Consider the following 22,888-nt stretch of genomic DNA (forward strand, 5'->3'; position numbering starts at 1 on the left):
AAGAGCCACATGCGATCGAGCGCGCTTGGCCTGATCATCGGTCTGATCGCCGGACTCGCCCTCGCCTTCGGGGGCTTCAGCGAGTTTCTGATCGTGCTGGTCTTCGGTGCGATAGGGCTGGTCATCGGCAAGGTGGTGGATGGTGACCTCGATATCACCCGTTATGTGGGCGGTGACCGGCGTCGGGGGCGGCGGTGAACGAGAGGGAGCGTGCGCGACCGGGCCGTCCCGCGGGTAGGCGGGCGGGGGCCGGTTCCCTGCGGGTGGCGGACCGGGTTGTCGAGAAGATCGCGGCCATGGCGGCGGCGGATGTCGTCGGCGTTACCGGACCGCCACGCGGATTCCCGCGCCATGGCGGCGCGCGGCGTCGTGGGCGTGCCGGGCGGCCACGGGTCTCGGCGAAGATGGAGGGAGCCACCGCCCGACTGACGATGTCGTTCTCCGTGCGTTACCCGATCCCGGTCACGGAGACGGCCGAGCTGGTCCGTTGCGAGGTGCGGGACCGGGTCGCGGCGCTCACGGGTGTGCGCGTGGCACATCTGGACATCGATATCCCGTCGCTGCCCTCCGATGGGTAGCGGCCCTCTTCTGTCCCTCCGGTTCGCGTTCAGACCACGGGTAACAGACCACGGGTAACAGACAAGGTTGGGCTCGGTGAGGGGAGGGTGCCGTGCGGGTGGGGCGCAGGATCGTCGCCGGACTGCTCGCCGCGCTGATCGTGGCCGCCGGGGTCATCACCGTCATCGAGATCGTGGCCGCGGCCGGCGGTGGCAGGGGCTACGTCGTGGTCGACTGGCCGGCGTGGGCGGACGACCTGGYGGACACGGCCTGGTCCTCCGGGCCGGTCCGACTGGCCGCGGGGGTCTGCGTTCTAGTTGGCCTGCTGCTGATCTGGCTCGGAGCGCGGCGCGGAACGCCGTCCCGACTCGCCGTGCGGCGCGGCTGCGCGCAGACCATTGTCTTCGTCGAGCGGCGAGGGGTTGCGCGGGCGCTGCGCTCCGCAGCCCTGACCGTCGACGGGGTGCGGGCCGCCCGGGTTCGGGTCCGTGACCGGACCGCCGACGTCCGCCTGCGCCTTCGGCAGCGTGTCGCCGGTGGCGCGCGGGAGCGCGCGGGTGCCGTCCTGGCCTCTACGCTTGTCTCCTTCGAGCTGGCTGAGCCGCTCGAGCTGCGCATCCAGGCGACCCCGCCGGCCGCGGACCGGACCGTCAACGGGGCGGACCGGGCCGCTGGCGGTGCGKCATGACCGAGACGCGGGCAGCGGGCGGGCAGGCCGCCGAGGGCCGCTCGGCGGGTGGCGGGGTACCCGCGGAGCCCGGCGGGAGGCCGGCCGGGCTGTCCGAGCCGCCGCCCGACCGCCTCAACCGGGTCGCCCTGGTCGGAATCGGGTTGCTCTGCCTCGCGGCCGGTGTTCTCGCGTTGCTGGTGGGGGCCGGTGCGTTCGGAAACGACGTCGCCGACGAGGCGGTGCTCGACGCCGACACCCGTTCCTACCCGACCTCCCACGCCTGGTTCTGGCTCGTCGTGGGGATCGGTTCCGGGCTGGTCGYCCTGCTCGCCCTCGGGTGGCTTCGGGCGCAGACGGCGCTGGCRGCGCGGCGTCGTGGACTCTACGTGACGGATGATGCGCTCGGCGGTGTCCATTTGTCCGCCGCGGCACTGACCGACGCCGTCGAGGACGACGTGCTCGGGATCGTGGGCGTCGAGGCGGTGCGGGCGGTGCTGCGCGGCCGGCGGGAACCCGTGCTGGAGATCGCGGTCACCGTTGTCCCGGGGCCGGGGGTCGCCGGCGTGCTCGACGACATCCGTGGCCCGGTGCTCCATCGAGCCCGGACCGCGGTCGGTCGTCCGCGGCTACCCGCCAAGGTGGAGGTCCGCCCCGCTGCCACCATCCGGCCGCAGGTGCGCTGAGGTGCGGCCCGGCGTGACCGGGCAGGGTGACCAAGGCCGCGACGCACCCAGGGGCTTGACAGAACGGGGTCGTTTCCCCCATGCCATGGCGCGTCCGGTACTGTGAAGGACCGCGCCGCGGTGGTTCCACCGCCCTCCGGCGCCGGATCCCCAGTTTAGGAAAGGATGAGCGCCGCCATGTCCGAGGTCCGCATCGCCGCGGAGCCGCGCACCGAGTTCGGTAAGGGCGGGGCTCGTCRCACCCGTCGGGCCGGCAAGGTCCCGGCTGTTCTCTATGGTCACGGTAAGCCGCCGCGTCACATCGCGCTGCCCGCACACGACCTCCTCCACGCCTTCAAGACCGACGCCGGCACGAACGTCCTGTTGACGCTCGAACTGGCCGAGGGGACCGAACTCGCGCTCGCGAAGGACGTCCAGCGCCACCCGATCAAGGGCAGCTTCGAGCACATCGACCTCGTGCTCGTGGCCCGGGGCGAGAAGGTCGTGGCCGACATCCCCGTGCAGGTGATCGGGGAACCACACCCGGACACCCTGGTCGACCAGCAGGTCACCACGATCGCGGTGAAGGCCGACGCCACCCGGCTGCCCGGCCCGATCGAGGTCGATATCACCGGGCTCGAGCCAGGTACGAGCATTCTCGCCCGCCAGCTGGTCCTRCCGGCCGGCTCCGAGCTCGACGCCGATCCCGACCTGGTCGTCGTGCAGTGCCTGGCCAAGCGGACGAACGCCCAGCAGGAGGCCTCGCTCGGCGAGACTCCGGTGGCGGAGGAGGCCGGCGTCGCGAGCGCGTCCGTCTAGGCGGATCCGCTCCATCGCCGATGTCGCCTGCCGATGATGATCACCCCGACCGGCGATGGGCCCTGGCTCGTCGCCGGTCTCGGCAATCCCGGACCGACCTATGCCGGGAATCGGCACAACGCCGGCTTCATGGTCGTGGACCTGCTCGCCGAGCGGACCGGGTCACGGCTGAAGTCGCACCGTTCCCGGGCCGATGTCRCAGAGACCCGCCTGGCCGGGGCGCGGGCGGTCCTTGCCCGTCCGCTCTCCTTCATGAATCTCTCCGGCGGTCCTGTCGCGGCGGCCCGGAGCTTCTACAAGGTCGAGGTCTCCCGGCTCATCGTGGTGCACGATGAGCTTGACATCCCCTTCGGGGCAGTGCGGCTCAAACGCGGCGGTGGGGACAACGGCCACAACGGTCTGCGGTCCATCTCCTCAGCGCTCGGGACGCGGGACTATCTGCGGGTCCGGGTCGGCATCGGCCGTCCGCCCGGCCGGATGGATCCGGCCGACTTCGTGCTGCGGGACTTCACCTCGACCGAACGCCGTGAGCTGCCCCTCCTGCTCGAACACGCGGCCGACTCGGTCGAGATGCTCATCGCCGACGGTCTGGAGCCCGCGCAGAACCGCTATCACGCGTTGCTCTGAACCGCTCGACGGACGCCGCGTGTTTCTGCCGGTCCGGCGGGCACTCCGGGTGCTTGGCTACTTCAAGTGTTGGCATGGATGCGAAAGGTCAACGGCATGGCCGGTTGCCGGGGAACCGGGGAGCGGAGGCTTCGTGCACTGGYATGAGGGGGAGAGAAAGGGCGGGCGAGCGCGGAGGAGTGCCGGATGCTGGCGTTGACGGCGGGCCCGCCGGCCGATGGGCGGGCGTACAGCGTCGTGGCCCTCGGGGCACATGCGGACGACGTGGAGATCGGCGCCGCTGCCACGATCATGCAGTTGCTGGCCGCCCATCCGGAGGCCACCGTGCACTGGGTGGTCTTCTCGGGCGAGGGCGAGCGCGGCTCGGAGGCGGAGGAGAGCGCGCGTGAACTGCTCGGCTCCTCGCTCGGTTCGCTGCACCTGCACGAGGTCCGGGACGGTTTCCTCCCGCGGGAGTGGAGCGGGGTCAAGGAGGTCCTGCTGCAGATCGCCCGCCAGGTCACCCCGGACATCGTGTTCGCCCCGGCGCTCGCGGATGCCCACCAGGATCACCGGGTGCTCGGCGAGCTGGCGTGGCAGGCCTTTCGCGGGGCGCTCATCCTCGGCTACGAGATCCCGAAATGGGAGRCTGACCGGCTGTCCCCCAGCCTGTACGTCCCGATCCTCGAGGAGACGGTCGGGGCAAAACTCGATCATCTCAAACGTCATTTCCGCAGCCAGCAGGACCGCGCCTGGTTCGACGACGAGACCTTCCGCGCGACCCTGCGGCTGCGCGGCGTAGAGTGCGGGACGCGCTACGCGGAGGCGTTCGACGCCCGCAAGGTGATGCTCACCTTCTGATATGTCTCCCGCCCACCGGTCTTCCGCCCACCGGTCTGCTCCGTCGGCTCGGTGAGGCCCGGCGGGCAGGGACTCAGGCTGGCGTCAGATGTTCCTGGATGCGACCGATGAGCGCCGTGTGGTCGAGTTCCTGTAGCACGTAGGCCTGGCCGGCTGTTCCGATCTCGGCCGCCTTCCAGGGCTGTTCCAGCAGGCTGCAGGCGGCGTCGGCGAAGGCGCCCGCGTCCTCGGCGACGAGGAGGTGGGTACCGGGCGTCCAGCCGAGGCCGCGGCTGCCGGTGGGTGTGCTCACGACCGGCGTTCCCGCCGCCATTGCCTCGATCGCCTTGATGTTCACGCCGGATCCCGAACGCATCGGGTTCACCGACAGGGTGGCGGTGGCGAGGTAACCGGCGACGCTCGGCACGTCGGTGTGCAACTCCACGCCCTCGAAGCCACCGAGCCATGCCGCCAGGCCCTCCTCCGGACGCCGCCCCACCACCTGGAAGGTCGCGTCGGGATGGCGGACCCGGATCGTCGGCCAGCAGCCGCCGAGGAACCAGCGCAGGGCTTCGATGTTGGTCGGGGTGTCCAGCGAGCCGACAAAGATCAGCTTTTTGCCGGCGCTGTCCCGAGGCGCCGGCTTCCGGCCCGGCGGGGCCGGCTCGGTACCGGCCGACCCGGTGCCCGTCGGTGCGGTGAGGGCGCCGACGGGCAGGAACGGCGGCAGGTGGAACGTTGGGATGCTCGCCCGCGTACGCCGCCAGTTGTGGTCTTCCAGCGAGATGTCCGCGATGCAGGTGATGAGCGGAGAGTGGTGCATCGAAAGCTCCGCCAGCCGCAGTTTGTGATACTCCAGCTCGTAGGCGACGGCGCGCGGCCCCGAGCTGTTGCGGGCCAGCACCCGGAAGAACTCCGAGTCGACGTTGTGCGCGCGCACCAGATGCGGCAGCTTCCAGATCCGGGCGACCTCCTCGCCGAGATGCGACGTCCGGCAGCTGTAACTGATCACGGCGTCGGCCCGTGGCGGTGTCGACTCCAGCGCGCGGCGCAACGGACCGACCGGCCGGGATGCGTGCATGAATGGCCGGGCCGTCAGGTGTGCCCGTGGGCTGTCGTCACGAGGCAGCCGGATGACGGCCGAACCCGRCACGGCCTCCTCGTACACGGCGATATCCAGGTTCTCCCGGGAAGGCACCAGGACCTGCATCCGAACGCCGGCCGCGGAAGCCGCGGTGAGGAAGCTGAAGGTCTCCACCCGGCCGCCCGCGTCCGCCGGGAGAAACGGTTCCTYGACAACGACGATCCAGCGTGTGGAGTCGCTCACCGGACAACTGTAACGACCGTGGGGTCGGGTAACGACTGCGGGCTCGGTACTCGCGCGGGGTGTCGCGGACAGTTCCAGGTAGATGACAAGAGTGTCGTGAGGTGAGGTGAGGTGAGGGTGGGGTCGAGGTGCGCGCAGGCCCGCCGGGGGTCCATCCGATTCCGCGGGACGACTTTGGCGCGGTGCGGGTGTCACGGCTGCGCGGCGTCATGGCGTCATGGCGTCAATGGCGCCGTACCGCAAAGGACGGAGCCGTTGGTTGTGGCTGACCGGCGGAACGCTACGGTAACCGCCATGACAGGTGTCCGGACCATCGGTCGAGGTGCCGCCGTGGCGGCGCTGGGAGCCACAACCGTTTACGGTCACGTCTTGTATCCGATCTATATCGGATTGCGCAGCCGTGGTCTGGAGTCGACGGYACCGCCGGACCCTGAGATCTGGCCGGGACTGAGCGTGGTCGTCTCCGCCTATCGGGAGTCGGCGGTGATCGGGGCGAAACTGGATGAACTCACCCGCGCGGACTATCCCGGGCCGATGGAGATCATCGTCGTGGCCGACGATCCGGAGACGGCCGAGGCCTCGCGCCGGCCCGGCGTGCGGGTGCTGTCGTCCGGGGAACGCCTCGGCAAGGCGCGGGCGGTCAACCGGGGAGTCGCCGCCGCCACCCACGAGCTCGTGGTGCTCACCGATGCGAACGCTGTGCTCGCGCCCGGTGCCCTGCGGGCAGCCGCCCGTCATTTCACCGACGAGACGGTCGGCGCGGTGGCGGGGGAGAAGCAGGTTGACGATCCCGACGGCGCCCAGGGCTTCTACTGGAAGTTCGAGTCCTGGCTGAAGCGCCGCGAGTCGGCGACCGGGGCGACCATCGGCGTGGTCGGCGAGATGCTGGCCTTCCGCCGCCAGGCGTTTCGGCCCCTGCCCGCGGACGTGGCCGTCGACGATGCCTGGCTGGCTCTCGACATCCTCGAAGGGGGGCTGCGGGTCGTCTACGAACCCGAGGCGTACTCGATCGAGTCGTCGAGCCCGGACTACTCGGCGGAGTGGGAGCGGCGGACCCGGATCGTCGCTGGCAACMTCGACATGCTCTGGCGGCGCCGGGCGGCGCTGGTGCCCGGCGCGCTGCCGGTCACCCCGCAACTGTGGGGCCACCGGCTGGTCCGCTCGTCATTCGGCCCGTTGGCGCAGGTCGTCCTGGTGGGGCTCGCCCTCCCGGCCGCCCGCCGGAGCTGGATTGCCCGGCTGTTCCTGGCCGGCAACGCCGTCGGCGCTGTGAGTACCGCGGCGCTGCTGACCGGGCGCACGCCGCCCGGTCCGACCCGCCTGGTCGCGCAGGTCTTCTTCCTGCAGGCCGTCGCGCTCGGCGGGGTGCGGCGCTTTGTGGCCCGGGACCRGCCCGCCGTCTGGCCCAAGCCGGAGCGGCCGGCCGTGGCCTCCGCGACGTCACCGGCGCCCCCGGGGTCGGTCCTGCCACCGGGGCAGACGACGCCGCCTGGCCCGCCGACCGAGTTGGCCCCGGCCGGCAACTGACCTGCTCCGGCAACTGACCTGCTCCGGCAACTGACGCCGCTGACGCCGGCCGGGACCGGCCTCGACCGGAGAACCCACCGCGGCCCGTCACCGGCTACGCCTATCGAAATACCACCCGCCGTGGGGTGGGAATACCGTGTGGCGCGACACCGCAACACCGCACGAGGCGTGGATATCCACCTGAGTGCGCGTCAGCACACGCAGTGAGGAGCGTGCCGCCATGTCCGTCGAGAAGTCCAACCGGTCCAGGTGGCAGTACGAGCTGGTACTGGTCAGTTTTCACAGCCGTGGCCAGCTCGAGCAGCTCTTCGCGACCCTTCCGTTGGACATGCCGGTTGTGATCATCGATAACGCGGAGGGCGTCGACCGCGTTGACGAGCTGATCGCGGACCGGCCCAACAGCCGTTACCTCGACTCCGGTGGCGGCAAGGGATTCGCGAAGGCCGCCAACATGGGCATCCGTTCGTCGCGCTACGAGTACGTGGTGCTCGGCAACCCGGACAGCCGGCCCACCGTGGAGGTCATCGACACGCTGGTCGACGACCTCATCGCCGATCCCGAACTGGTGACCAGCGCGGCCACCATGAAGGGGCACGACGACAAGCCCGAGCTCGGTAACGGCGGCTGGGAGCCGACGCCTCGCCGGGTGCTGCTGCACGTGCTGGGAGCGCACAAGGTGGCGCCGAGCTCGGCGCTGTTCGCCCGGCCGACACCGGGCCGCCCGATGAACCCCGAGTGGCTGACCGGCGCCTGCATGGCCGTCCGTCGGTCCACCTTCCTCGAACTGGGCGCCTTTGATGAGACGTTCTACGTCTACAACGAGGACATGGYGCTCGGCCGGGCGATCCGTGAGGCGGGGCTGCGGCAGAAGCTGCGCACCGATCTGCTGGTACCCCACGGGGCGGGAGGTTCCGGGGCCGGTAAGACATGGATGCTGCAGATGCGCGGTGCGTCCATGGTGCGTTATCTGCGTAAGCACAATGCGCCGGCTCGGGTGAACGTGATGCGCTCGATGCTCGTCGCCGGCTACGCCGGGCGTACGGTGCTCTCTCGGGCCCGGGGCAGGAAGGCAGTGGCCGASGAGCACGCCGCATATATCAAGGGCCTGCTGGTCGGACCGCCGGCCCAGTAGCCGCGCCCGTTCCTCGTTCGTTCCCTGCCTGTTCAGTGGGCTGTTTGTCCGATTCGTCCCTCTGGCCAGGCAGGGAAGTGAACTCGCTGGTCCCGGGCTCGCTGGTCCCGGGCTCGCTGGTCCCGGGCTCGCTGGTCCCGGGCTCAGGTGAAGCGGGCCACCCGCCATTCCCGGCGACCGCGGCGGACCAGGATGACCGAGCCGTGCAGCAGATCCTTGGTCCCGACGGTGGCTTCCACGCCGACCCGTTCCCCGTTCACCAGGACCGCATGGTTGCCCAGGTGCTCGCGCGCATCCCGCTTGCTGCTGGCGAGGCCGGTGGCGATCAGCAGATCGACAACCGGCCAGCCGTCATCCTCGAGCCGGGCGGCCGGCTCCTCGACCGTGGGCACGTCGGCGAAGACGTCGGAGAGCAGATCCGCGCCGATCGCCTTCACGTCCCCGCTGAACAACGCCGCCGACGCCGCCTCGGCCGCGTCCACCGCGGCCTGACCGTGCACCAGTGCGGTGATCTCCCGCGCCAGGTGACGCTGCAACGCCCGCTTACCCGGAGCCTCGGCGTGCTCGGCGAACAGCCGCTCCAGYGGCTCACGGTCGATGAGCGAGAAGAACAGGGCGAACCGGCGTGCCTCGTCGTCGGACAGATTGATCACGAACTGGTACAGGGTGTAGGGCGAGGTACGGTCGGCCGAGAGCCAGACCGCACCCTTCTCCGACTTGCCGAACTTCGTGCCGTCCGAACGCAGCAGCAGCGGGCAGGTCAGCCCGTGTACCTGGGTGCGCAGCACCCGTCGCACGTAGTCGATCCCGGCGACGATGTTGCCCCACTGGTCGKAGGCGCCCATCTGAAGGGTGACCCCGTGGTCCTCGCACAGGCGGCGGAAGTCGTACGCCTGGAGCAGGGAGTAGCTGAACTCGGTGTAGGTCAGGCCGACGTCGGGATCGTCCAGCCGCCGGCGCACCGAGTCACGGCGGACCATCTCGGTGACGGGGAAGTGCTTGCCGACGTCCCGCAAAAACTCGATCATTCCGAGTCCGTCGAGCCAGTCGGCGTTGTCGACGAACTGTGGTAGCTGGCCGGAGTCCAGGGCCCGGGCGAAGACGGACTCCATGATCTCCTGTTGTCCGAGCATGTTCGTCCGTACCTCCTGGGCGGTGAGCAGGCTACGTTCCACCGACTTGCCCGACGGGTCGCCGATCAGACCCGTGCCACCGCCGAACAGGGTGACCGCGCCGATCCCCGCCCGTGCGGCCCGGATCAGCAGGGTCATCGGCAGCAGGTTGCCGATCGTCAGCGAGGGGGCCGTCGGGTCGAAGCCGATGTAGCAGCGCCGCCGTCCGCTGTCGAGGTGCTCCCGCAGCTCGGCGGGATCGGTGCTGTCGTGGAGGAGTCCACGCCAGGACAGCTCGWCCAGGAGCGCGTGTGTCATGGGCCCATGGTAGAAGTGGCGCGCCGGTCCGCAGTGACACCGCGAGATCACCCGGTAGGGGAGCGCGGGCGGACGCGGCTGCCCGCGCGGCCCGGTCCCGCCCGCGTCGCGCGCTGCCAGGCGTACAGCAGATGTGTCACGATCCCGAGCAGGACGCCCAACGAGGCCGCGATCCCGAGCCCGGCGGTCCAGACCAGTGGCGAGGGTTTCGATGAGTCTGGGCCGGCTGCGCCGATCGGACCGGTGTTCGTGAGTGTGGCGCCGGCCCCGTGGGTCGTCGCGTCGCCGGCGGACCCCCGGGCCTGCCCGCCGGGCATGATGCGGCCGGCGGCCGGCGCGGGCCCCCCCACCCCCCAGCGTGTCGGTGCCGACAGCAGCGGATTGCTCCTGACCACCGGCACGGCCCGGGTCAGCGCCGCGACGGGGTCGACGATGCCAAAGCCGAACTCGTCGTCGCGGCCAGGAGAGCCCGCATCCCGCGCGGTGTAGACGAGCCGCTCGATGACGTTGGGTGCGTCCAGGTCCGGCTGGGCGGCCCGGATGAGGGCGACAACGCCCGCGACGATCGCCGCGGAGTTCGAGGTGCCGCCCCCGGTGTCCAGGCCGTCCGGGGAGACCCGGGTCGGGACGGGGGCCCGGATACCGGGGGCCGGCGCGGCGATGACGGCCCGCGGCCCGTGGGCCGATTCCCGCCAGAAACCACCAGCGGCCGTCGATCCGGTCACCGCGACCACCCCCGGGATACTGGCGGGGGAGTTGATCGCGGTGTCGCCGGACTCGACGTTCCCCGCCGAGGCGACCACCACCACGTCGTGCGCGAGGGCGTAGCCGACCGCTTTCTCCTCGTCCGGGGTCGCCGTCCCCGTCGAGCCCAGGGAGAGGTTGATGACGTCGGCACCCAGGTCGACTGCCCGGCGGATGCCGATCGCGACCTCCTCCGAGTTCGCCTCGGCGCCGGTCGAGACGGGCAGGATCTTGGCGGCCGGGGCGATGCCGCGGACCTCGGGCCGGCCGTTGTCGTTGCGACCGGCGATGATGCCCGCCATGGCGGTGCCGTGGCCGTTCGGATCATCGTCGCGCCAACCGTCCCGCGCCGCCCCGGGGCCGATGCCGGTACCGGGAAGCAGCTGACCCCACAACTTGGGTTGGCTGGCGTCGACCCCGCCGTCGATGACGGCCACCACCGTGCCCGCGCCCTGGCTGATCCGGTGCGCCTGGGCGAGTCCCAGGACAGCGTGGTACCACTGCGAGCCTCGGGCGGGCGCGATCGAAGCCGGGCCGGGCCCGGCCGCGTGCGGCGGGACGGCGGCGCCGGCCGGAGCGGTCGTCATCACGAGGYCGACCAGCAGCGCGAGGCCGACCAGCAGGCCGAGCATGGCGCGGTGGTGCATGAGGGGGTCCTGCCTCCGGGGGCTGCCGCTCGGCGGGCGTGGCTGATCGTGTCCGGTTACGCGCCCTGTCTGAGGAAGTTTTCCACATTGCATGGTCTATGCAGACCACTGTTACAAAGCAGATAGCYCGTCCGGATAGCCCGAGGTGGTTTTCCCGGCTTCAGTGCCTTCGACGGCGCAGGAGACGATCGATGCCCAGTGGGGCGTGGCTCTGCCGGGTGACCGCCTCCCCGGTCCCGGTCCCGGTCGACGCGCAACCTCCACCGGACCGGGGCACGCTCCTCGCGTCCCTGGTTGCCGCCCTGGCCTGATGGTCGCTCCGTCGCCTACCAACACTTACGTGACGGTAGAGTGCCGAGGAACCGCGTATGGGCGCCGCGAAGAGTCGCACCGAGAGGGGCCGCAGCAATGACCGACAGAAGGGACGTCGGCACGGACGTCGGCGAGGGCGTCGCGTCACCGCCGGAACATCCGCGGATCGCCGAGTTGACCGCGCGTGCCGCCACGAGTGAGATCCCGACCGCGGCGCTGTGCCGTGATCTCGCCGTCGCGCACGAGCGGGCCGGCGACGACGCCGGGGCCGTGCGGTGGGCCCTGGCGCTCACCGACGCCGGCAGCGACCTCGGTGCCTGGTCGGCCGCTGCCGGCGTGCTGCGCCGCGTCCTGCCGCGGGTCGCGCCGCTGCCGAGGTCCGCGCGGGTGGCCGTGCTCGGCAGTTACACGACGTCGCAGTTCGCCGCGCTGTTGCCGCTGGCCGCGGCGCGAGCCGGGGTCGCCGTCGAGGTCTACGAATGCGGCTATGGGCAGTACCGCCAGGAGGTCCTGGACCCCGCGAGTGAGCTCTACCGGTTCCGGCCCGACGTCGTCGTGCTCGCGGTGCACGCCGGGGAGACCGCCCTGCCGGCGGTCGCCGACGACCCGGCCGCCGCGGTGGCCACCGAGGTCGAGCGTTGGACGTCGCTGTGGGACATGATCATAAATCGGTGCGGGGCCCGGATCGTCCAGCACACCTTCGCCATCCCCGGCGAGGTCGCGCTCGGCCATCTGGCGTTGCGGGTTCCCGGCTCCCGGCCGGCGATGCTCGCGCGGGTCAACGCCGAACTCGGCCGGGTGTCCGGCGAGCGGGGCGACKGGGTCGCCTTCGTCGACTGCGAGCGGCTCGCCGCCGACGTGGGCAAGCGTGCCTGGTTCGACGCGCGGTACTGGCACCGGTCCAAGCAGGCGGTGTCGCTCGCGCAGGTGCCGCTGCTGGCCCKGCACACCGCCGCGGTGATCGGGGCTCAGCTGGGAACGAGCCGGAAGTGCCTGGTCCTCGACCTCGACAACACTCTGTGGGGCGGCGTGCTCGGGGAGGAGGGCCTGGCCGGCATCGCGCTCGGCGATGGCGCTGTCGGGGAGGCGTTCGCCGCGTTCCAGACGTACGTCGCCGAGTTGAAGGCCCGCGGGGTCGTGCTCGCCGTCTGTTCCAAGAACAACGACGCCGACGCCCGGGAGGCGTTCGAGCGTCATCCGGGGATGCGGCTCGGCCTCGATGACATCGCGGTGTTCAGCGCCTGCTGGGACGACAAGCCGACGCAGATCCGCCGGATCGCCGCCGCGCTCGGCCTCGGCCTCGACGCGCTGGTCTTCGTTGACGACAACCCGGCCGAACGCGAGGTCGTCCRCCAACTCGTTCCCGAGGTGGACGTCGTGGCGCTGCCCGCCGATCCGCACGGCTACGTCCGGGCGCTGGCGGACTATCCCTTCTTCGAGGCCAGCGCCCTCACGGCCGAGGACGCCGCGCGCACCGCCGCGTACCGGGCCCGGGCCGAGACGGCTGCCGCCGCCGCGGCGGCGACCTCGCTGGAGGATTTCCACCGCGGGCTGGACATGACCGCTACCGTGGTCCCGCTCGACGACATGACCCTGCCGCGGGTCGCCCAGTTGGTCGGCAAGACCAACCAGTTCAACCTGACCGGTCGCCGCCGGGGCGCCGCCGAGATCGAGCGGCTGGCCGCCGATCCCGGCACGGCGGTGTTCTGCGTCCGGCTCGCCGACCGGTTCGCCGACCACGGGCTGGTCGCCGTGGTCATCGCGGTGGAGTCGGCGGACGCGCTGGACATCGACACCTGGCTGATGAGCTGCCGGGTGATCGGCCGGACCCTCGAGGACGAGGTGGCCGCGCTTGTTCTCGCCGAGGCCCGCCGCCGCGGCCTCGCCCGCGTGACCGGGCACTACCGGCCGTCGGCGAAGAACGTTCTGGTGGCCGGCCTCTACGAACGGCTCGGTTTCGAGCGGGTCGACCCGGCGCCGGCCACGACCCCGGCGGCGGAGACGACGTGCTGGAGCCGTGATGCGCGGTCGCCGTACCTGCCGCCTGGGCTCATCCGGGTCGTCGTGGCCGAGCCGTCCGGCGTCGTGGCCGGGCTGTCTCCCCAGGTGTTCCCCCAGCCGCGGCCACAGGACCGCAAGATGGAAGAGGTGCCTCGCTGATGGTGCAGGAGCGACTACAGCAGATCTTCCGGGAGATCTTCAGTGACGACGACCTCGTCATCAGCGACGGAATGACCGCCGCCGATGTACCGGGGTGGGACTCGCTCGCGCATATCAACCTCATCTACGCGGTCGAACGCGAGTTCTCGATCCAGATCGCCGATGAACGGCTCGCGAGTTTCGCCACCGTCGGTGACCTGCGCGAGCACATCGAGGAGCTGAGTGGTGTCCACTGAGATCGAGCGTGTCAACGGCCCCGGCCCCGGTGCCCCTCTCGGGTCCGGCGGGTCCGCCGGACCCGACTCCGCAGGGAGCGACTCCGCAGGGAGCGGCGCCGTCCGAGCCGATCAGCCCGCAGCCGCCCCGTCCCCCCGGGTAGCCGAGACGGACGGCGACCAGGACACCCGGGATGCCTCCGACCTCGGGCTGTGGGAGATCCTGCGGGAGGACTGGCGCCGGCACTACAAATCGTTCGCCCACCCGGGGCTGCACGTGCTCGCCGTCTATCGCATCGGGCAGTGGCGGCGCACCCGCAGCCAGCCCGTCCGCGGGATCGTGACCGTCTTCTACAAGGTGGTCAACAAATTGGTCATCCGTAACCTGTACGGGGCCGAGCTCGACGAGCAGGCGCGGATCGGCYGCCGGGTCCACATCGGCCATCACCAGACGATCCTCATCCCGCCGCACTGCGTGATCGGGGACGACTGCACCCTGCGGCACAACTTGACCATCGGCTACGCGAGCGGTACGGCGGGCCCGCGGGACGTGCCGAAGGTCGGCAAGCGGGTCGAGCTCGCCCCCGGGGTCCACCTCATCGGSGCGATCAGCATCGGCGACGACGCCAGGATCGGTCCGGGCTCGATCGTGATGACGGACGTGCCGGYGGGCTCGACCGTCTTCGCCGCTCCCGCGCGGGTGATGCGCCCACCGGGGCGTTGAGACCGTCCGGGTGACGCGCCCGCCGGCGCGCTGAGACTGCCGACGCGCCACTGCGGGATGTCGGCGACCGGCTCGTGGGATCGACTCGGTACGGTTTGAGGCCGGAACACTGGTGTCCGATTGGACCCGACCTGTGCCGTTGCCGAGATGGGGAGGACTCGCGGATGAAGGTGCTCGTGACGGGCACGGAGGGGTATCTGGGGTGCCTGCTCGCGCCCGAGCTGCTGCGTGATGGCCATGAGGTCATCGGCGTGGACACCGGCTACTACAAGTACGGCTGGCTGTACCGCGGCGTCGACCGGACCCCGTTGACCCTTGACAAGGACCTTCGCCATCTCACGGTCGAGGACTTCGCGGGGGTCGACGCCGTCGTGCACATGGCGGAGCTGTCCAACGACCMGCTCGGCGCGCTCGCCCCGGACGTGACGTACAAGGTGAACCACGTCGGCTCGGTCCGGCTGGCGAAGCTGGCCAAGCAGGCCGGCGTCGAACGGTTCGTCTACATGTCCTCCTGCAGCGTCTACGGCGTCGCGACCGRTGTGGACGTCACCGAGGCCTCGCCGGTGAACCCGCAGACCCCCTACGCCGAGTGCAAGGTCTACGTGGAGCGTGACGTCGCCCCGCTGGCGGACGACACCTTCTCGCCGACCTTCCTGCGCAACGCCACCGCCTACGGTGCCTCCCCGCGGCAGCGTTTCGACATCGTGCTCAACAACCTGGCCGGGGTGGCCTGGACTACCGGCGAGATCGCGATGACCTCGGATGGCACCCCGTGGCGCCCGCTGGTCCACGGGCTCGATATCGCGAAGGCGATCCGCCTGGTGCTGACCGCACCGCGCGACATCGTGCACAACCAGATCTTCAACGTCGGCGACAGCGAGCAGAATTACCAGGTGAAGGAGATCGCGGACGCGGTCGCCACGGTGTTCACCGGCTGCACGCTGAGCTTCGGTGACAACGGCGGTGACAATCGCAGCTACCGGGTGTCGTTCGACAAGATCGCCTCCACCCTGCCCGGCTTCTCCTGTGACTGGAACGCGCTCAGGGGCGCCCAGCAGCTGCACGACGTCTTCACCCGTATCCAGCTCGACAACGAGACGTTCACCGGCCGCGGGCACACCCGGCTCAAGCAGCTTCAGTACCTGATCCGCACCGGCCAGCTCGACGCCGACCTGTTCTGGGCCCACTCGTGATCATTACGCCGACGCCGATCGCCGGGGTGATGATCGTCGATGTCGAGCCGTTCCCCGATGCCCGCGGCATGTTCGCGCGCACGTTCTGTGCCGACGAGTTCGCCGCCGCGGGGCTCACGGTCGACGTCGCCCAGTGCAGCGTGGCCTACAACGCCTCCGCGGGCACCGTCCGCGGGATGCACTGGGMGGGGGAGCCGGTGCGGGAGACCAAGCTGGTGCGCTGCACCCGCGGCGCCCTGCTCGACGTCGTCGTCGATCCCCGCCCGGACTCGCCGACCTATCTGCGGCACGTGGCKGTGGAGCTCTCGGCCGACAACCATCGGGCGCTGTTCATCGACGCGGGCCTGGCGCACGGGTACCAGACGCTCGTCGACTCCACCGAGGCGACCTATCAGATGAACGTCCCGTTCACGCCGGGACACGACCGTGGGCTGCGCTTCGACGACCCGCGACTGGGCATCGTCTGGCCGCTGCCCGTCTCGGTGATCTCCGACAAGGACCGTGCGTGGCCGCTGCTGGCCGGCGATGGCCCGGCCGGACCATCCGGCGACGCCGCGCCACCCGGCCCTCCCGGCATCCAACGTGRTGTAGCTCACGCATCCGGCGGGGTCGGCGCGACGGCCTGAATCCGTCGTCMCCGGTTCGGTCGACCGCCGGGCCTCCGCTCCACCAGTGAAAATCAATGCTGGCAGGGAAAAGTGGGCGGGTGTGGGGTGTTGCCCACGAACGGGGGCGGGTGCTGGAGGGCATCCCACGTCTTGCCAGCTGGACAACCAGGCGCGGACGTGAGGGTTGGATTACCGGGGTTTCCCCCGACCGGCTGAACGAGGCCGTCGGTCGACAGTCGGTCGACCGACGGCCGACAATGCCTGCAACGCCGCGGATACCCGCCGGGCGGGACGGCTGGCGGGGCCGGCTCGGCGGCGTCGGGGGGTGGTGCCACGGCTTCCTCTCGGCGACTGTGGGTCACGTGGGGGGTGGTGCCCACCGGCTAGCATGACCCGGCGTGCGCAGAACCCATGACCGCCGATCTTCGCCGGAAAATCATCGGGCTGCCGTCAGCGGTGCCGGCGGTGGCATCTCGCCGACGGAAACGAGCGCTCGTCCGGCGGTCGCCGCTGCGGCGGTGGGTGGCGGGTGTCCGGCCGATGACCGGTGCCCGCATGCCCGGTGCCCGCGCTCTCCTTCYTGCCTTCGCCGGCGATCGCCCGGCGGCGTGGCGGGCCCGTCCCGGCTTCACGAAGATCATGTCGTTCGCGGGACCGTCACATCCTTCTGGTCGGATGTGCGGTCATCATGTCGTTCGGCCTCTCGTTCGGCCTCGCGGCCGACTGGCACAGCCATTCCCGTCCACCAGATCGTGAAGATCGATGTCGACACCTCACCTAGGGGAACGCATGTCATCCGCAACCCCGGCCCAGCGCGGTAGTGGCACCGCCGAGGCCGACGCGACCCAGAAGCAGGCGACCCAGAAGCAGGATGCTCCCGGCGGCATCGCCACGGCGGTAATCGCCTGCCGGTCCTGCGGCGGACCGGCCCCGCGCCTGTTCCTCTCCCTGGGGTCCACCCCCATCGCCAACCGCCTGGTGCGCGCCGACGCCCTCGACGCGACCGATCCGTCGTTCCCGCTTGAGGTCGGCTTCTGCGAGGCCTGYGCACTCGTCCAGCTCACCCACGAGCTGCCGGCGTCCGAGATCTTCGACGAGGACTATCCCTACTTCTCCTCGTTCTCCGACATGCTCGTCCGCCACGCGGAGAAGCACGTGATCGACCTGATCGCGAGCCGCAACCTCGGGCCGGACAGCCTGGTGGTCGAGGTCGCCAGCAACGACGGCTACCTGCTGAAGGCGTTCGTCGAGCGGGGCATCCCGGTCCTCGGGATCGAGCCGACCCCGGGCCCGGCCGCGGCCGCCCGGGAGGCGGGCGTGCCGACCCGCGAGGAGTTCTTCGGCGCGGAGCTCGCCCGTCAGCTCGTCGCGGAGGGTCGCAAGGCCGATGTGATCATAGCGAACAACGTGATGGCCCACGTCCCGGACCTCAACAGCTTCGTCGAGGGCTTCTCGATCCTGCTCGCCGACGGCGGCCTCGTCGACGTCGAGAACCCCGGGGTCGGCGCGTTGCTGGCCCACACCGAGTTCGACACGGTCTACCACGAGCACTTCTGCTACTTCTCCACGATCGCGGTCGACGCCCTGATGCGCCGGCACGGCCTCGCGCTCGTCGGCGTCCAGGAGTTCCCCGAGCTGCACGGCGGCACCCTGCGGTGGAGCATGCAGCACACCGCCACCGCGGACCCGGCCGAGTCGGTGGCGGCGGTGCTCGACGCCGAGCGGGCCGCCGGGCTCGACACGTTCGACCGGTACGCCAGCTTCGGCGACGACGTCCGCGCCGTGCAGGACGAGCTGGTGGCGTTGCTGCGCTCGCTGCGCGCCGACGGTAGGACCATCGCCGCCTACGGCGCGGCGGCTAAGGGAGCGACCCTGCTGAACTCCAGCGGCATCGGTACCGACCTGCTCGATTTCGTCGTCGACCGCAACATCCACAAGCAGGGCCGGTACCTGCCCGGCGCCCGGTTGCCGATCCTCGATCCTGCCGTCCTGCTGGAGCGGCAGCCCGACTACCTGCTGCTGCTGGCGTGGAACGTGAAGAAGGAGATCATCGCCCAGCAGGCCGAGTACGCCGCGCGCGGTGGCTCCTTCATCGTGCCGGTTCCCCGGCCCGTAGTGCTGTAGGCAACCCATCGTGGTCTCAGGCCGTCGTTATTTCCGTCCGCGGTTGTGCGGACCCTGCTCGCTGGGCCGGCTGAGCCGGTCGGGCTGGTCGAGAGAGCGGGTATGACGGACATCGACGTGGACCTGAGAGCCACGGGTGGGGAGGACGACTCCCCACCCGAGGGTTCCCCTGACGAGACCCGGTACGTGCCACGATCCCAGCGTCCCGCGCGGGCGACCGGGCAGCGTCCCGGAGAGCGGACCGAACGTCTCGGCGAAGGGTTCGAACGCCGTGGCGGCCGCCGACCCGGCGAGGTTTTCGAGGTGTCCACGGGGCCGATCCGCCCGCAGCCCGCTCCGGCGCCGCGGCCGGAATCCGGGGCGGGCGAGCAGACCATCAAGGTCTCTGGACTGCCGTTGATCCGCCGCCCGCCCCCGGGTACCGTGCGGACCGGCCCGGTGCGGCCCCACGGCGATCCGTCGGAGCAACGGCCCACCGCTTCCCCGGGCGAGATCTCCGTGAGCCGGGTGCCAACGGCCGGGAAGGCGGGAGACGGGAAGGCGGGAGAACCGTCGGGCGAGGCCGGGGGAAGACCGCCAGTCGACCCGGTCCGCCCCGCGGGGCCGGTGTCCGGGCGGTCCGGGCCCGCGATCCAGCCGCCCGACGTCGTCACCGCCACGATGGACCTGAGCGCGCTGCAACGCCGGCTGCGGGCGGAGAAGACCGAGCTCCTCCGGCGGGTCGAGGGGCAGACTCCCCGGCATCGCCGCTCGGACCGGCGGGCGCGTCGAACCGACGAGACCGATCCGGAGAGCACACAGATCTTTCCGCGGCCGCCCCCCGCCGGGCGTGGCGGCCGATTTCCCGGGGCGGGCACCGCGCGGTCCCGCGGTCGACGAAGGCCCGCCGCGACGGGCGGCGGCGAGCGGGCCGCCGCGGCCGCGTCCTTCGGGCCGGGGCCCGGTAACGGGGCCGACGGCCTGGTGGACGATCTGACCGGCGACGAGGGTCCGGGCCGCGAGGGTCCGGGCCGCGAGGGTTCCGGCGGCCGTGGCGGAGCCAGGTCGAAGGCGATCTGGACGCTGGCGGACCAGGCCGTCTCCAGTGCGACGAACGCCGCGGTCTCGTTCCTGATCGCCCATCAGGTCAGCGACGTCGAGTACGGCGCGTTCGGTATTGCGTACACGTTGTTCTCCATCGTCATCGGCCTGGTCCGCGCCGGAAGCTGCATGCCGCTGAGCATGTTCTACTCGGGTGCCACTCGGAGCGACTTCCGGGCGGCGGCCACCGCCACCACCGGCTCGTCGTTCGTCTTCGGTGTGGCCGTGGGAATCGCGTTCGTCGGTCCGGGTCTGCTCCTCGGCGGCCCGGTCGGGTCGTCGTTGTCGGCGATGGGCCTCGTGCTGCCCGGCCTGCTGCTGCAGGATGCGTGGCGCTATGTCTTCTTCGCGATGGGGAAGCCCTTCGGCGCCTTCGTCAACGACACCGTCTGGGCGGTCGTCCAGATTTTCGGGATCTTCCTGCTCATCCACCGCGGTGTGACCGCATCCCCGCCGCTGCTGCTCGCCTGGGGGGCCTCGGCTCTCGTCGCGGCCCTGCTGGGGATAGCCCAGGCCGGCTTCTGGCCGTCGCCCGGCGAGACCCTTCGATGGCTCCGCAGGAACAAGTCGAACTCCGCCTATCTGGCGGCGGAGTTCATCACCGTCCAGGGCGCGATGCAGACCTCGCTGCTGGTGATCGGAGCGGTKGGTTCGCTGGCGACGGTGGGCGCCCTGCAAGGTGYGCGCACGCTGCTCGGCCCGACCACGGTGGTCGGGGTGGGGGTCGTGAGCTTCGCGTTGCCGGAGTTCTCCAAGCGGACCTCCATGACCCGCCACGCCCGGGAGCGCGCCGCCTACGCTCTCTCGGCCCTCGTCCTCGCCATCGGCACGGCGTGGAGCCTGATCTTCTACCTCCTTCCGGAACGTTACGGCCAGGCGTTGTTGGGCGACTCGTGGGACGGCGTCAGGAACATCCTGGGGCTGTCGATTCTGCACTATCTGGCCGCGTCGGTCCCGGTCGGACCGGCCTGCATGGTCTACGCACTCGGAAAAGCCAAGATCACATTTCGGGTCAATGCGGTCTTTGCGCCGATGTTGTTTGGTTTTCCTATCATTGGGTTGCTTGTCGGGGAGGCGCGGGGTGCGGTCGTCGGCTATAACATTGCTTTCTGGTCCATTGCGCCGGTGTGGTTTGTGCTGCTCCGTCGACTCGCTCGGGAGCACGACGCGGAGCAGGCCGCGCTGCGGGCGGCGCGGGGCGGCTCCGGGCCTGACCCCGCCCCGGCGGGGCCGGGAGGACGAGAGCTGCCGCGCCCGCGCCGGGCCGGGATGAGCGACGCACGTCGGTCGAGACGGTCGAACGCTGGCGAATCTGACCATCGAATGGATCCCGTGGATGATGTCGAGGGTATGGATGTCGCTCCGGAGCACGGCCCTCGCCGGCCTGGTCGCGGAACCGGATCGCGGCGTGGTGGGCGGGGCACCTGAGCATCCGCGCGGCGTCAGTCATAGCTATAGACCGTTTACTATCCGCTATCGGCTATGCTCACAAATCGGTTCCGTCAGATCTAGACCGTGGTCCGGCAAACGGGCCGGATGCTCCTGTGGGGGGCCACATTGAGTTCGCTTCATGTCCCGCTGGAGGAGTCGTTGCGTCGTCTCACCGGCACTCCGATCCGGGTACGGGCCCGGTCCGCTCGTTCCGAGTCCGTGGCGGGTGCGTCATGAGTCGCAACGTGCAGGCGGGCAACGAGACCAGCCGGGCTCCCTCCGCCCCGTCCCTGCTTCGTATCCTCCAGCCACGGCTGCTGGTTGTCGCCATCGTCGTGGTCGTCTTCGCGGCTCTGGCGGCCGCCTACTCCAAGACGCAGACGGCGACCTATCGGTCGAGTGCCCGGGTCTTCCTCTCGACGGACTCGGGTACGCTCGGCGCCAACTCGGTCGACGCGACCCGCTTCGTGCAGACCCAGGCGCAGTTCGCCCAGTCCTCGGCGGCCGTCGCGGAGATCGCGAAGGAACTCAAGCTGCCCGAGCTGGACGTCGCCGCCCGGCTCAGTACCTCGCCGTCCGACGAGGGCTACTTCTTCGTCATCAAGGGGACGGGCCCGAGCCAGCAGGCGGCGGACGCGCTGGTCAAGTCGGCCGAGGATGCCTACAGCAAGCTTTTGACGACCTATGGCCCCAACAGCCAGGCGAATATCAGCGCCATGATCAAACTTCGTGACGGGCTGGTGGCGGAGCAGGCCGCTGCGGGCCAGGGAGCCGGTATTGCCGGGAGCGTCGACAACACCGTCCGCAACACGCAGATCGCGAACCTCAACACGCAGATCGCCACCGCCCGTACCGCCTCCGCGCTGGCGAGCGCGTCGATCAAMCTGGCCGAGCCACCCGTCGCCGAAGGCCAGAGCGGGCCGAACCTGTTCCGTAACACGCTGGTCGCTGCGATCGTCGGGTTGCTCGGTTCGATCGCGGCGATTTGGATCATGTATCAGCGCCGGCCCACCATCCTCGACCCGCACAACCCATCCGACACCCTGGGCGTGCCGCTGATCGCCGTCCTGGAGCCGGGACGGACCACCGCCAGCGCGGCCGAGACCCTGGTCTCGGCGATGTCCGCGGTGATGTCCCCGACSAGCAAGGTGATCGCGTTCACCCCGGCGTCGCGAGGGGACCTGACCGCCGATCTCGTCGCCTCCGTGGCCGCCGCATGGTCCGATGATCAGGGCGTCGTCCTGATCCTGGACACCTCGCCGTCGTCCGAGGTGCGGGGAGTTCTTGAGGGACTGCCCCGGGCGACCTCCGGGGAGCTGCCTCGCTGGGCGCACGAGCCGACCTGCCTGGCACGCTCGTCCGGCACCGGACGGGGGCACATCCTCTACAACCGCGTGTCGCCGGCCCGGGCCGCCCGGCCCGGTGGCCTCGCCCCGATCCTCGCCGACCGGGCGCCGGTCGTCGACCTCGTCATCCTCGTCACCTCGGCGCTGGCCGAGCTGCCGATGACCGCGGCCTCCGCCATCCAGGCCGACGCCGTCGTGGTCATCACCTCCACCGAAACCAGCCTCAAGGAGCTTGAGCAGGTGCCGCGGGACTGGCCGGCGCTCGCCGAGCGAGTCGTGGGCGTCGTGCACGACGRCCGGACCGGCATCCGCCGGGCCGTCGCGGCGGCCCCGGAGCGTCGTTCGTCGGTCGACACCATCACCTCCAATTCCCCGGTGGGGGACTCGGCCGCGGTGAGCAAGCGGGGCGGCGGCGTGGACTCGGAGGCCACCGACCGCTACGCCCGCCCCGGCAAGCGTTAGAGAGCCCGTAGCCGCGAGGGTCCGGGACCCCGAGGTTCCCTGGATTCCAGGCGTCGCAACGCCGGTATGACGAGCCGGGCGGTCAGCGTAATCTGACCGCCCGGCTCCTTCGTTGTACCGGCTTCTTGTCGCGGCTTCTTGTCGTATCTCCGGTCCCTGGGTCTGGTCCCGGCGCCCGGTCCCAGTTCCGGCCATCGCGATGGCCCTACCTGCCAAGATGAGGCGAGAGGCGAGAGGCGAGAGGCGAGACGAGCACGGGCAGGGATGGCGG

The 22,888-nt window shown here is 70.7% G+C and carries 20 protein-coding genes; 17 read left to right on the forward strand and 3 right to left on the reverse strand.

Annotated features, from left to right (window positions below; genetic code table 11):
* Nucleotides 1-9: 9 nt before the first annotated feature.
* The 7 genes from Manayef4_RS04085 to Manayef4_RS04115 all read left to right on the forward strand — a co-directional run bounded on the left by Manayef4_RS04085 (nucleotide 10) and on the right by Manayef4_RS04115 (nucleotide 4,176).
* A complete protein-coding gene (locus Manayef4_RS04085; RefSeq protein ID WP_035732549.1) occupies nucleotides 10-198 on the forward strand; it encodes a DUF2273 domain-containing protein in 189 nt (62 codons plus the stop codon).
* Entirely contained in the window at nucleotides 195-578 is a 384-nt protein-coding gene (locus Manayef4_RS04090) for an Asp23/Gls24 family envelope stress response protein (protein ID WP_023840061.1), read from the forward strand. Before Manayef4_RS04085 ends, Manayef4_RS04090 begins: the two co-directional genes overlap by 4 nt.
* 98 nt (nucleotides 579-676) lie before the next feature.
* Nucleotides 677-1,246 carry a DUF6286 domain-containing protein gene (locus Manayef4_RS04095; RefSeq protein ID WP_175443312.1) on the forward strand — a complete coding sequence of 190 codons (570 nt, stop codon included), beginning with the start codon at nucleotides 677-679 and terminating at the stop codon, nucleotides 1,244-1,246.
* Complete coding sequence (locus Manayef4_RS04100) at nucleotides 1,243-1,911, forward strand: hypothetical protein (protein ID WP_083282266.1); 669 nt, start codon at nucleotides 1,243-1,245, stop codon at nucleotides 1,909-1,911. Before Manayef4_RS04095 ends, Manayef4_RS04100 begins: the two co-directional genes overlap by 4 nt.
* 177 nt (nucleotides 1,912-2,088) lie before the next feature.
* Entirely contained in the window at nucleotides 2,089-2,709 is a 621-nt protein-coding gene (locus tag Manayef4_RS04105; RefSeq protein ID WP_070130713.1) for a 50S ribosomal protein L25/general stress protein Ctc, read from the forward strand.
* Nucleotides 2,710-2,742: 33 nt separating this feature from the next.
* Entirely contained in the window at nucleotides 2,743-3,336 is a 594-nt protein-coding gene (gene pth, locus Manayef4_RS04110) for an aminoacyl-tRNA hydrolase (RefSeq protein ID WP_139139994.1), read from the forward strand.
* A gap of 186 nt (nucleotides 3,337-3,522) precedes the next feature.
* Complete coding sequence (locus Manayef4_RS04115; RefSeq protein WP_070130670.1) at nucleotides 3,523-4,176, forward strand: PIG-L family deacetylase; 654 nt, start codon at nucleotides 3,523-3,525, stop codon at nucleotides 4,174-4,176.
* 73 nt (nucleotides 4,177-4,249) lie between these two features.
* On the opposite strand, the gene Manayef4_RS04120 is transcribed toward Manayef4_RS04115, so the two are convergent.
* Nucleotides 4,250-5,482 carry a glycosyltransferase gene (locus Manayef4_RS04120; protein WP_070130671.1) on the reverse strand — a complete coding sequence of 411 codons (1,233 nt, stop codon included), beginning with the start codon at nucleotides 5,480-5,482 and terminating at the stop codon, nucleotides 4,250-4,252.
* 294 nt (nucleotides 5,483-5,776) lie between these two features.
* Between Manayef4_RS04120 and Manayef4_RS04125 the strand changes: the two genes are divergently transcribed.
* Nucleotides 5,777-7,009 (forward strand): glycosyltransferase family 2 protein, encoded by a 1,233-nt coding sequence (locus tag Manayef4_RS04125; protein WP_083282267.1) that lies wholly within the window; start codon nucleotides 5,777-5,779, stop codon nucleotides 7,007-7,009.
* Between the two features lie 220 nt (nucleotides 7,010-7,229).
* Nucleotides 7,230-8,141, forward strand: a complete 912-nt coding sequence (locus tag Manayef4_RS04130; RefSeq protein ID WP_070130715.1) for a glycosyltransferase — start codon at nucleotides 7,230-7,232, stop codon at nucleotides 8,139-8,141.
* A gap of 143 nt (nucleotides 8,142-8,284) precedes the next feature.
* Here the strand turns inward: Manayef4_RS04130 and tyrS are convergent, their stop codons facing one another.
* Nucleotides 8,285-9,571 carry a tyrosine--tRNA ligase gene (gene tyrS / locus Manayef4_RS04135; RefSeq protein ID WP_070130673.1) on the reverse strand — a complete coding sequence of 429 codons (1,287 nt, stop codon included), beginning with the start codon at nucleotides 9,569-9,571 and terminating at the stop codon, nucleotides 8,285-8,287.
* Nucleotides 9,572-9,618: 47 nt separating this feature from the next.
* Nucleotides 9,619-10,962 (reverse strand): S8 family serine peptidase, encoded by a 1,344-nt coding sequence (locus tag Manayef4_RS04140; RefSeq protein WP_070130674.1) that lies wholly within the window; start codon nucleotides 10,960-10,962, stop codon nucleotides 9,619-9,621.
* 408 nt (nucleotides 10,963-11,370) lie between these two features.
* Between Manayef4_RS04140 and Manayef4_RS04145 the strand changes: the two genes are divergently transcribed.
* The 8 genes from Manayef4_RS04145 (at nucleotide 11,371) to Manayef4_RS04180 (ending at nucleotide 22,617) form a co-directional block, all read left to right on the forward strand.
* A complete protein-coding gene (locus Manayef4_RS04145; RefSeq protein ID WP_070130675.1) occupies nucleotides 11,371-13,434 on the forward strand; it encodes an HAD-IIIC family phosphatase in 2,064 nt (687 codons plus the stop codon).
* Nucleotides 13,434-13,670, forward strand: a complete 237-nt coding sequence (locus tag Manayef4_RS04150) for an acyl carrier protein (RefSeq protein WP_011438317.1) — start codon at nucleotides 13,434-13,436, stop codon at nucleotides 13,668-13,670. The genes Manayef4_RS04145 and Manayef4_RS04150 overlap by 1 nt, the downstream gene beginning before the upstream one ends.
* Complete coding sequence (locus Manayef4_RS04155) at nucleotides 13,660-14,373, forward strand: serine acetyltransferase (protein WP_254665449.1); 714 nt, start codon at nucleotides 13,660-13,662, stop codon at nucleotides 14,371-14,373. The genes Manayef4_RS04150 and Manayef4_RS04155 overlap by 11 nt, the downstream gene beginning before the upstream one ends.
* 164 nt (nucleotides 14,374-14,537) lie before the next feature.
* Nucleotides 14,538-15,566: an SDR family oxidoreductase gene (locus Manayef4_RS04160; protein WP_070130677.1), complete on the forward strand. Its 1,029-nt coding sequence runs from the start codon at nucleotides 14,538-14,540 to the stop codon at nucleotides 15,564-15,566.
* Nucleotides 15,563-16,192 carry a dTDP-4-dehydrorhamnose 3,5-epimerase family protein gene (locus Manayef4_RS04165; RefSeq protein ID WP_070130679.1) on the forward strand — a complete coding sequence of 210 codons (630 nt, stop codon included), beginning with the start codon at nucleotides 15,563-15,565 and terminating at the stop codon, nucleotides 16,190-16,192. Before Manayef4_RS04160 ends, Manayef4_RS04165 begins: the two co-directional genes overlap by 4 nt.
* Nucleotides 16,193-16,963: 771 nt before the next feature.
* Nucleotides 16,964-18,298: a class I SAM-dependent methyltransferase gene (locus tag Manayef4_RS04170; protein WP_011438312.1), complete on the forward strand. Its 1,335-nt coding sequence runs from the start codon at nucleotides 16,964-16,966 to the stop codon at nucleotides 18,296-18,298.
* Nucleotides 18,299-18,400: 102 nt separating this feature from the next.
* Nucleotides 18,401-20,806, forward strand: a complete 2,406-nt coding sequence (locus Manayef4_RS26455) for a hypothetical protein (protein ID WP_070130716.1) — start codon at nucleotides 18,401-18,403, stop codon at nucleotides 20,804-20,806.
* Between the two features lie 236 nt (nucleotides 20,807-21,042).
* Nucleotides 21,043-22,617, forward strand: a complete 1,575-nt coding sequence (locus Manayef4_RS04180) for a Wzz/FepE/Etk N-terminal domain-containing protein (RefSeq protein WP_070130680.1) — start codon at nucleotides 21,043-21,045, stop codon at nucleotides 22,615-22,617.
* Nucleotides 22,618-22,888: the final 271 nt, after the last annotated feature.

This window comes from Frankia sp. CgMI4 (assembly GCF_001756285.1).
GTDB lineage: Bacteria > Actinomycetota > Actinomycetes > Frankiales > Frankiaceae > Frankia > Frankia casuarinae.

Coding starts and splice junctions, on each gene's coding strand:
- Manayef4_RS04085 (WP_035732549.1), top strand. CDS start 10: ATGCGATCGAGCGCGCTTGGCCTGATCATCGGTCTGATCGCCGGACTC.
- Manayef4_RS04150 (WP_011438317.1), top strand. CDS start 13,434: ATGGTGCAGGAGCGACTACAGCAGATCTTCCGGGAGATCTTCAGTGAC.